This window comes from Pirellulales bacterium (assembly GCA_035656635.1).
Classification (GTDB): domain Bacteria; phylum Planctomycetota; class Planctomycetia; order Pirellulales; family JADZDJ01; genus DATJYL01.
The window spans coordinates 36,766-47,117 of record DASRSD010000024.1 but is presented as its reverse complement, the minus strand read 5'-3'; the positions used below and the strand labels follow the sequence as shown (position 1 = coordinate 47,117).

Here is a 10,352-nt window from a genome sequence, read left to right as displayed (position 1 = left end):
CATGGTTAATGGTAGCGATGGCGGGAGATAGGTAAGACAGGGCGACATTTGTCCCAACTATAATAGGTACAGTACTTTGAGGCCAGAATGTGACGCTTCGAATATACTCAGTTTTAGGAAAAACAACCGCGCTGCAAAGATGATGGCGCAGCGCAGTAGGAAATACAACACATTTCAGTAGTGCATAAGTTTTTGCAGGAAGTTGAAGTTGAGATAGTCCAACGATGATCGACTCCCAAATTGATTTACCTGCCGGTTAGCGTTCTTTGTTAGGAATCGGAGAGATTCCTCCCCCCAATTCGAGAGCGCGATGGAGTTGGCATGGTTGCATGGACGTGAATTTCAAAACGAATTTCTTCGCCCGATTTTCACAACTCACACGCGCTTGAGCATGCCTGAATACATTACACGTTTACAGTTCTAGCAATAATAATTCATAGAACCGTTAGTTCATGCTGCCCGGGGCTGACGGCGGTTTGCTTCTACCCACCCAGGCTATTAGCTGCCAATAAATGTGCAGAGAATGAATTGATGATTTATGCAAATTCGGAAAGTGCAGACGTTGCGTGGACCGAATATATGGGCGAACTTCCCTGTTTTGGAAGCATGGGTTGACCTAGGCGCGCTAAAAGACTGCGCCTCTGACGAATTGTCTGGTTTTAATGAACGGCTAAAAGCATTTTTGCCGTCCTTGATCGAACATCGATGCAGTGTTGGTGAGCGCGGGGGCTTCTTCGAACGGCTGCGCCGCGGCACATATTTAGCGCATATCTTGGAACATGTGGTGTTGGAATTGCAAACTCTGGCCGGCAGTGATTGCGGATTCGGCCGCACTCGGGAGTCGAATGAAGACGGTGTATATAAAGTTGCCATTGAGTATCAAGAAGAAACGCTGTGCCGAGCTGCTTTGGAGGCCGGCCGCGAATTGTGTCTGGCGGCTGTGGACGACCAGCAGTTTGATGTCGACAGCACCATCAAGCGGCTTCGTTCGTTGTACGAGAACACACGCCTAGGCCCAAGCACAGATGCAATTGTGAATGCTGCTCTTCAGCGTGGCATTCCCGTGCGGCGGCTCAATGATGGCAGCTTAGTTCAACTCGGTTGGGGCTCCAAACAACGGCGCATTTTAGCATCAGAAACCGATCGCACGACGGCCATGGCCGAGACCATTGCTCAAGATAAAGAGTTGACGCGATCACTCCTCCATTCCATCGCAGTGCCGGTGCCAGAAGGCCGACCTGTCGAAAATGCAGCCGATGCTTGGGAAGCCGCTGCTGAAATTGGCCTGCCCGTCGTCGTGAAGCCGCGCTATGGAAATCAAGGCCGTGGCGTCGCCACGAATTTGCGGACTCAAGAGCAAGTGACCGCTGCGTATGCTGCCGCTCGAGAAGAAAGCCGAAACATTATCGTTGAAAAGCATGCCACTGGAGGCGATTTCCGGCTGTTAATTGTCGGAGACAAATTGGTTGCTGCGGCTCAACGACAGCCCGCTCAGGTGACCGGCGACGGCCAGCACACTATTCAAGCCTTGGTCGATGAAGTCAACAGCGATCCGCGCCGCGGTGAAGATCACGCTACGTGCCTGAGTAAAATTCCCTTAGATGCTGTATCCCTGCAAGTGCTTGCCGAACAAGGCTACACGCTCGATTCCATTCCGGCCGCTGGACAACAAGTGCTGATCCGCCGCAATGCGAATTTGAGCACCGGCGGCACAGCGGCTGATGTCACCGATTTTGTTCACCCCGAAATTGCCGCCCGCGCCATTGAAGCAGCCCGCATGGTTGGGCTTGATGTGGCCGGCGTCGACGTGGTTTGTGAAAACATTGGCCGTCCCTTGGAACAACAAAGCGGCGTGATTGTCGAAGTTAATGCCGCTCCGGGTTTGCGTATGCACTTGCAGCCGTCCAAAGGCCAACCACAGTCCGTCGGCGAAACCATCATTTCTACAATGTTCCCCGAGGGACACAACGGTCGCATTCCGGTGGTCGCGGTTACCGGGGTGAATGGCAAGACAACGACGACGCGGTTTATAGCTCACATTGTGCGACAAACCGGTCGCAAGGTGGGCATGACGTGCACCGAAGGCATTTTCCTAGACGATCGTCGATTGGAAACGGGCGACTGTAGTGGCCCGCAAAGCGCACAGAAGTTGTTGATGAATCCCGGTGTCGATGCCGTAGTGCTAGAGACCGCTCGTGGTGGTATCCTCCGTGCCGGCTTGGCGTTCGATCGCTGCGACGTCGCAGTAGTCACGAACATCGGAGAGGGAGATCATCTCGGACTGAACGACATCGAAACACTCGATAAACTGGCCCGCGTCAAACGGGTTCCAGTGGAAGCAGTTTCCAAAGGTGGGACTGCAGTACTCAATGCGGCCGATCCGCTGACAGCAGAAATGGCAAAATCCTGTCCTGGCAGTGTGCTATTTTTTGCGATTGATCCTCAGCATCCTGTCCTGTTGCAGCATTGTGCCGCTGGTGGCCGTGCCGTTTCAGTGCACGATGGAATCATCGTCTTGACGGAAGGCAACCATGAAATACCACTAATGCCCATTGATCGAGTGCCGCTCACGCACGGTGGTCGCGCCGGCTTCCAAGTGGAAAATACGTTGGCGGCGGTTGGTGCTGCCTGGAGCTTAGGATTTACCCGCGAGATTATACGTGCCGGGTTGGAAACGTTTGCCGCTGGTTTGGAGTACGTACCTGGTCGGTTCAATCTGTTGGAAGTTAACGGCGCGGCAGTTGTGGTGGACTATGGCCACAATCCATCATCGCTGATGGCCATCCTCGATGTGCTAAAAGTTTTTCCGCACCAGAATCGAATTGCCGTATATACTGCTGCGGGCGATCGGCGTGACGTCGACATGGTTCGCCAAGGCGAATTGCTCGGCGAGGCATTCGATCGTGTGATTTTGTATGAAGATCATTATGTGCGCGGCCGCACTCCCGGCGAGATCATGACCCGTTTCCGCGAAGGTCTGTCTCGCGCCCAAAGAGTCGAGCACATTGAAGAAGTCTTCGGGGCCATAAAAGCGATTGAAGCAGCTTTATCCGTGTTGCAGCCCGGCGACTTGCTACTGCTGCAAGCTGACACCGTCGACGAAACGGTGGATTATGTCCGTCGCTACTTGGCCACCAATCAAACCGCTCGAGAAGTGACATTGCCAGAAGCGTTGGCCACGGCCCCGGTGTTGGCTCCGGTTGTTACCGGCGAGCCGATTGCAGCATCTGCGGACTCCGGCGTTATCCCTATTCGCTAAGCCGCACGCGGTTTTCTTGGCTTTTATCCAGCCCCGCCAACTTCTTAACCGACGGGCTGTCTCTTTTGCGCACATAATTTCTCGCTGCGTTTTGGCGGCCTAAGGAAGTGCTTCGGCAAAGACAAATTCTAGGTAAAATTGAAGGAAAGTGCATCAATACGCAATTTTTTCCAGGTTGAAATATCAGGGGCAGCCTTCCATGAATTCATTCGCTTCGCTTGCCCCGACGTTAGTGCCCCCTCAGCAAGTGTTGCTGCATTTGGATAACATTGGCAAAACTTATCGGATGGGCGAAGTCTCGGTCGAAGTGCTTAAGCACATTGATTTGCAAATCTTTAGCGGAGAGTTGCTGGTGCTGGTGGGGCCAAGCGGATCGGGAAAAACTACACTTTTGAATCTGATCGGTGGGCTCGATACACCCACGGTCGGCCAAGTGTGGTATCAAGAGCGCGACATTTCCGGTGCTACGCCACGCGAACTGACAAGATACCGCCGCGAAACAATTGGCTTTGTCTTTCAGTTTTACAATTTGGTGCCCAATCTTACTGCACGCGAAAATGTGTTGATAAGCACAGAAATTAGTACTCGACCGATGGATGTCGACGAGGTGCTGGAACTGGTCGGACTAACCGATCGGGCCGATCATTTTCCAGCGCAAATGTCGGGCGGCGAGCAGCAGCGTGTGGCTATTGCCCGTGCCTTGGCAAAAAACCCAGGATTATTGTTGTGCGACGAACCCACCGGAGCACTTGATTTTGAAACCGGGAAAAATGTCCTGAGGCTGTTGGTCGATTTGAAAAACCGCCTGGGCAAAACCATTATGATCATCACCCATAACGGCGCATTGGCTGATACAGCCAATCGTGTGGTTCGGTTGCGCAGCGGACAAATCGTCGAAATTCACGACAACCCGATGCCCAAACCGCCGGAGGAAATCGTCTGGTGAAAGTTCTCAATCGCAAAGTTCTGCGCGAACTGGTGGTTTCTCGGGGCTTGCTCTTGGCCATTACTAGTCTGATTGCTGTAGGCGTTATGTGTTTTATTTACATGCGATCGGCCTGCAACAATTTAGATCAAGCCAAGCAAGAATACTACCAACAGTGCCGGATGGCTGATTTTTGGATCGACCTGAAAAAAGTGCCGCTGGCTGAACTCGATATGCTCGCACAGTTGCCCGGCGTCAGCGAAATTCGTCCCCGCATCCAGTCCTATGCCACGGTAGACTTGCCAAATGTTGTCGAGCCAATCAACGCGTTGGTGCTGTCATTGCCTGACGTGCAGCAGTCGATCATCAACGACATTGTTCTCACTCGCGGCAGCTATTTCACCGAACAGCATCGGAATGAAGTGATTATTAACGACACGTTTGCCCGGCTCCACGGCTTACATCCAGGCCAATGGATTCATCTTTTGCTGAACAATCGCCGCGAACAGTTATTCATTGCCGGCACAGCGATTTCCAGCGAATTTGTGTACTTGATGAATCCTGGCAGCTTGGCCCCCGACCGGGAACATTTTGGCGTGTTTTATGTGAAGCAAACCTATGCGGAAGAAGTATTCGACATGGACGGAGCGGCCAATCAAGTAGTTGGCGTGCTGGACGCAGAGTGGCGCGATCGATCCGACGAAATCTTGCGCCGCGCGGAGTATTTGTTAAACGATTATGGTGTCTTTTCCACCACAGCCCGCAAAGATCAACCTTCAAATCGGTTTTTGAGCGACGAAATTCGCGGGCTGGGAGTGTTCGCCCAATTTATGCCGGCAATTTTTCTTGCCGTGGCCGCACTAGTTTTGAACATGCTCATGGTTCGCTTAATCGACCAGCAACGAAACGTAGTGGGCACACTGAAAGCCTTAGGCTATTCCAACTCACAGATATTTTGGCACTTTTTAAAGTTTGGCGGCGCGGTTGGCTTGTGCGGCGGCGTGCTAGGATTGCCGCTTGGTTATGGCATGGCGACGTTTGTCACGTCGGTGCTGCGCAATTTTTTCGAATTTCCGCATCTGCAGAATGTGGTATATCCCGACTTGTATATGACCGGCTTGGCCATCAGCCTGGGATGTTCACTCGTCGGTTCATGGCAGGGAACTCGCGGAGCTTTGAGGCTGAGTCCGGCGGAAGCCATGCGTCCCAAGCCGCCGGTCGCCGGTGGGCGCATTTGGCTGGAGCAATTCACTCACTTTTGGCAGCGGCTAAGTTTCGGTTGGCGAATGGTGCTGCGGAATGTCATTCGACACAAAGCACGCACGGCTGTGGGAATTTTCGCGGCCTGTATGGGAGCAGCGATTTTAACTACCGGTTTCATGCTTCGATTCGGCATCGAATACATCATCGATTTCCAATTCGAAAAAGTAATGCACAGTGATGTCGATTTGGGCTTCAAGGACGAACATGGCTGGGATGCACTACAGGAAGTTCGAAATTTGTCGGGCGTTGATTATGCCGAACCCACTTTGGACGTAGCATGCGAATTTTTTCATGGTTCGAATCGTCATAAAGGGAATGTCACAGGCTTAGTCTCGGCAGGGCGGCTGCTTGTTCCGCACGATCAAGCAGGCCGCATCGTGACCATCGAGCCTGTTGGATTGACCATGAGTCGCAAACTTGCCGATTTATTACAAGTCACCCGCGGCGACACCGTGCTGATGCAACCCATCAAAGGCTTACGGCGAACTTGTGAAGTGCCCATCGCGAACATTTCCGACAGTTACGTGGGTCTGGCAGTATATGCCAACATCGAGTATCTGAGTCGGCTGATCGGCGAAGAATTGGCCCTTACGGGCGTTGAAATTCAGACCGATCCGCGCGCAACCAAATTAAGCGAAATGCTGAAGGAGATCAAAGAATTGCCGGCATTGCAGAATTATTCGGCTAAAGCAGACGCCATTCACAATTTGGTGGAAACCGCTCTGAAAACTCAGATGATTTTCATCGTGCTGCTGTCGCTGTTTGCGGGCATTATTTTTTTCTGCAGTCTGCTTAACACATCGCTGATTGGTTTGGCAGAGCGACGACGAGAAGTGGCGACCCTGCGGGTCGTAGGTTATACCAGCTTTCAAATCGGTGGCTATTTCTTGCGCGAAAGCATGTTGGTGAACTTACTCGGCACACTGTTGGGCTTGCCTACAGGATATGCTTTAACGTTGTGGCTAACGAAGGTGCGGTTCGATACCGAAATGTTTCGCTTTCCGTTGGTCACGCGGCCGGCAGTGTGGTTGTTGGTGATTGGCTTAGCAATTGTCTTTTGCTTGGCCGCACATTTTTTCGTCCAGGCAGCAATTAACCGCATGGATTGGCGCGAGGCCTTAAATGTGAAGGAGTGATCTGCCAACCGCAGAAATTGACATTTGGCGGCATTTGTCCGGTATTCGAATAACGTACAATTTCAAGAGTCGTACAAAGTCCTGAGTCCTGAACCCGCCTATGCGTACTTGGATGATTGCTGCCCTCGCCGCGGTTGCCATCATACTGGTGGCAATCGTTGCCAGCGCGCTCAATGGAGGATTGCCGGTGGAAGTCGCGGCCGTGGTCCGCGGCAAGATTCAGGAGTTTGTCGAGGAGCGGGGTAAAACCCGGTTGCCGCAAACTTACAATATTACGATGCCGCAGGACGGTCGCATTTCCGCTATCGATTTGGTCGAAGGAACGCCAGTGCATCAAGGCCAGATCGTGGCCCACATTATCACTTCTGATTTAGATTTGGCGGTCGAGGCGGCGACTGCTGCCGTCGAGCGTCTGAAAGCTTCGATACGTGAAAAAGACGATGTCAGCGTGGAAACTACCGGATTAAAGCAATCGCTTAGTTACGTTGACTCGATCGACCGCACCGTGGAAGCTGCCAAGGCCCAAGTGGAATCCGGCCGGGCAAAACTCGATTACGCCAATAATAATACTGATCGAGTCCGCAAAATGTACCAAACCAAGACTGCCACACAGGACGAGTACGAGCAGGTCCAATTGCAGCAAGTGCAGGCCGGCGTCGAATATCAGCAAGATTTGCTGGTTGAACGTGCTATTGAGGCCTTGCAAGCGGCCACCGCACTGCTGCCCACAGGCGTGCGACAATATATCGACCGCAAAGGACTTACCCATGACGTGCTAAAAATGCAGCTCGAGGAAGCTAATGTGCGGTTGAAGGAAATGGACCGGGATCGTAACCGCGGTGAACTCCGTTCTCCAGTCGATGGCGTGGTGTTGGAACGCGACATTAGCGATGAACGTCAAGTCGCTGCCGGCACCGTCCTCTTGAAAATTGGCCGGTTGGAAAATTTAGAATTAGAAGCCGATATTCTTAGTCAAGACGTTGTCAACGTGAAAGAAGGGGACCCAGTAGAAGTCACCGGTCCAGCCATTGGCGCCACATCGGCGCGTGGCCTGGTAAAGCGAATTTATCCCGCAGGTTTTACCAAAGTTAGTTCCCTTGGAGTCGAACAACAACGTGTGAAAGTGATCATGGCGTTCAATCCGGACGATTTGGCGCGCTTGCGAAAAGACCGCTATTTGGGAATCGACTATCGCGTTCGAGTTCGGGTATTTACTGCACAAAATGACAATGCGCTGACGGTGCCTCGCTCTGCACTTTTTCGCGGTGGTGACGGTAAGTGGTTAGTGTTTGCCATTCGCGAGGGTCACGCCCGACTGCAACCGATCGAAACCGGTTTAATGAACGACGAAATGGCGGAAATCACCCATGGCCTGCAGCCCGGCGAATTGGTTGTCCTGGCTCCTGAAAGCGGGTTGAAAGACGGCACGCGAGTGAAGCCTATTTTGCGCGATCGTGGGACCAACAACCAACTACAGGACGGCGATTGACGAACAAAGATTTCGACGCCCCCGGTGTCAAACATTCAAGAGTACGCCGTTAAACATTCAGACACCAAGCGACAATTGGGCCCAGCCTCCAACCATGCAAATCAAAGATAATACTTTCCTCATCACCGGGGGAGCCAGCGGATTGGGCATGGCTTGTGCTCGACGACTAGTTGCAGCCGGGGGACAAGTGGTGATAGCTGATTTGAACGAAGCGATCGGCCAAGCATTCGCAGTGGAATTGGGCCGGGCCGCACGGTTTGTTCATACTGACGTAACCAGCGAACACGACGCAAAGGTAGTAATTGAGACGGTGCAACGCGAATTTGGTCCGCTTCAAGGCTTGGTACAATGCGCAGGAATTTTGGGAGCAGCGCGGCTTGTCGGTAAACACGGTCCACACGATATGGCACTGTTTGAGCGCGTGATCCGAGTAAACTTAATTGGCACCTTCAACATGCTGCGGTTGGCGGCAGCAACAATGTCAACCAACACGCCCCATAGCAACGGCGAGCGTGGCGTCATTGTCAACACCTCCTCTGTGGCTGCATTCGAAGGGCAAATCGGACAGGCTGCTTATGCCGCCAGCAAAGGTGCGGTCGCCAGCCTCACCCTGCCCGCGGCCCGGGAACTGGCGCGGTTTGGTATTCGCGTGTTGGCAATTGCACCGGGCATTTTCGAAACTGCCATGATGGCCGCCACGACCAATGAATTGCGAAAGTCGCTCAGCGAGCAAATTCTCTTTCCACCGCGCTTCGGCAAACCGGAGGAATTCGCCCAATTGGTGCAATCGATCATCGAAAATACCTACCTCAACGGCACCGTCATTCGACTGGATGGAGCTGTGCGGATGCAAGCGAACTGATGCGCTGCAGTGTAGTGTTCAATTCACTGACATTCGTGCAAACACCCCGGCGTTTAATCGGCGGCCGCCGACCGCACAGAGCGATAATTTTCCCATCTCAACTTGCCCGACGCGCTGGGCAAAGCCAGCGGTGATCAGGCACTCGGCTAAACGGCGCGAATGGTAGCTTGGTGCATGGCAAGTGAGCAGCAGGAAGCGTGGCTGCGAACCAGTCAATTCGCGGCACATGCTCAGTATTTCTGGTAAGTGATTGTCAAGTTTCCACGGCTCACCTCTGGAACCGTGGCCGTAACTGGGCGGATCGAGAATTACGGCATCGTATTGTTGCCCACGTTTGAGCTCTCGACGGGCAAATTTGAATGCATCGTCCGCAATCCAGCGAATTGGGGCAGGCGACAAGCCAGAAAGCGTTGCGTTGCGGCGAGCCCAGGTTACGACGTTTCTAGCGGCATCGACGTGAGTAACTTCTGCCCCTTGAGCCGCCGCCGACAGCGTGCTCCCCCCGGTGTAAGCGAATAAATTCAGAACTCGCAACCGCATTCCACTCGTTTGTGCTCCAATCCAATCCCAATTTTCGGCCTGTTCGGGAAATACGCCCACGTGGCCGAACGGCGTGAGTTTAAGTTCAAGCCGGATTTTGTGATGGCGAATCATCCATGTGGCCGCCATCTCGCTCGAAATAATCCAGCGACCGCGTTCGGATTTGAATCGCTCGGCTCGAGAACTCTTGCCGCAAGAAATCTCGAATCGCGCCCCCGCCTCGTTCCATAATTCCGGTCGAGCAAATTTAACCCCATCGGCCACAGGACAAGGCCGATCTAGTACAACAGTTCCGAAACGCTCCAGCTTCCGACCGTGGCCGAAATCGAGGAGCTCGTATTCGTGAGCTGTGAACATGTGCTACCGCTGGTGCACAGGAGCGGCCAGGGTGATTGCAACGGGGGTCGCGAACCATCCGCCGACTGTGGCGCAAGGAATCATCAGCGCCGTGGCCAGCGCGGTCAGCCAAACTGGCCCGGAATCACCCAAAATCGCCAGCACCGCTAAGCTCAACGGTGTGGCCAGCGCCCCGGCGCACAAGGCGTGGCGAATTGGATTGCAACCCGCGATCATAGCGGCTGAATACCCTCCAATGACGCACATGATTAACCCGCCGGCTGCGCAAAAAATTGCGAACAACAGCGAACTGGGTAATTGTGCCACGATGGTTTCCGCCCCACTGCCGCGGACAAGCATTCCTGCAATTGCGGCCACGCCCAAGATGGTCGTCATCGCCAGCGATCCACTTACTATGGCGGCGGCTCCCAACACAACCGCACGAATACTTCGCAGGTAACCAGCGTCATCGGACATTGCAGGCAAATCGGTAGTTGGGGAATTCATGGTGCAGCTCGCTGAAGTTCAAGTTGGTTTGGAAC

7 protein-coding genes are annotated in these 10,352 nt (G+C 53.3%); 5 read left to right on the top strand and 2 right to left on the bottom strand.

What is annotated here, in order from left to right; genetic code table 11:
- Positions 1-538 precede the first annotated feature (538 nt).
- The 5 genes from cphA (at position 539) to VFE46_01870 (ending at position 8,934) form a co-directional block, all read left to right on the top strand.
- Entirely contained in the window at positions 539-3,259 is a 2,721-nt protein-coding gene (cphA, locus tag VFE46_01890; GenBank protein ID HZZ26731.1) for a cyanophycin synthetase, read from the top strand.
- A gap of 199 nt (positions 3,260-3,458) precedes the next feature.
- Entirely contained in the window at positions 3,459-4,205 is a 747-nt protein-coding gene (locus VFE46_01885; protein HZZ26730.1) for an ABC transporter ATP-binding protein, read from the top strand.
- Entirely contained in the window at positions 4,202-6,583 is a 2,382-nt protein-coding gene (locus VFE46_01880; protein ID HZZ26729.1) for an FtsX-like permease family protein, read from the top strand. The genes VFE46_01885 and VFE46_01880 overlap by 4 nt, the downstream gene beginning before the upstream one ends.
- A gap of 100 nt (positions 6,584-6,683) precedes the next feature.
- Entirely contained in the window at positions 6,684-8,072 is a 1,389-nt protein-coding gene (locus tag VFE46_01875; GenBank protein ID HZZ26728.1) for an HlyD family efflux transporter periplasmic adaptor subunit, read from the top strand.
- A 94-nt stretch (positions 8,073-8,166) separates the two neighbouring features.
- On the top strand, positions 8,167-8,934 hold the full coding sequence (locus VFE46_01870) for an SDR family NAD(P)-dependent oxidoreductase (GenBank protein ID HZZ26727.1): 768 nt from the start codon (positions 8,167-8,169) through the stop codon (positions 8,932-8,934).
- An 18-nt stretch (positions 8,935-8,952) separates the two neighbouring features.
- On the opposite strand, the gene VFE46_01865 is transcribed toward VFE46_01870, so the two are convergent.
- Together VFE46_01865 and VFE46_01860 are read right to left on the bottom strand one after the other, a co-directional pair.
- Positions 8,953-9,831, bottom strand: a complete 879-nt coding sequence (locus VFE46_01865) for a class I SAM-dependent methyltransferase (GenBank protein ID HZZ26726.1) — start codon at positions 9,829-9,831, stop codon at positions 8,953-8,955.
- Positions 9,832-9,834: 3 nt separating this feature from the next.
- Positions 9,835-10,317 carry a hypothetical protein gene (locus VFE46_01860; GenBank protein ID HZZ26725.1) on the bottom strand — a complete coding sequence of 161 codons (483 nt, stop codon included), beginning with the start codon at positions 10,315-10,317 and terminating at the stop codon, positions 9,835-9,837.
- Positions 10,318-10,352 lie beyond the last annotated feature (35 nt).

Excerpts from the sequence above, each read along its gene's own strand:
- cphA (HZZ26731.1), top strand. The coding sequence starts at position 539 with ATGCAAATTCGGAAAGTGCAGACGTTGCGTGGACCGAATATATGGGCG.
- VFE46_01885 (HZZ26730.1), top strand. The coding sequence starts at position 3,459 with ATGAATTCATTCGCTTCGCTTGCCCCGACGTTAGTGCCCCCTCAGCAA.
- VFE46_01875 (HZZ26728.1), top strand. The coding sequence starts at position 6,684 with ATGCGTACTTGGATGATTGCTGCCCTCGCCGCGGTTGCCATCATACTG.
- VFE46_01870 (HZZ26727.1), top strand. The coding sequence starts at position 8,167 with ATGCAAATCAAAGATAATACTTTCCTCATCACCGGGGGAGCCAGCGGA.
- VFE46_01865 (HZZ26726.1), bottom strand. The coding sequence starts at position 9,831 with ATGTTCACAGCTCACGAATACGAGCTCCTCGATTTCGGCCACGGTCGG.
- VFE46_01860 (HZZ26725.1), bottom strand. The coding sequence starts at position 10,317 with ATGAATTCCCCAACTACCGATTTGCCTGCAATGTCCGATGACGCTGGT.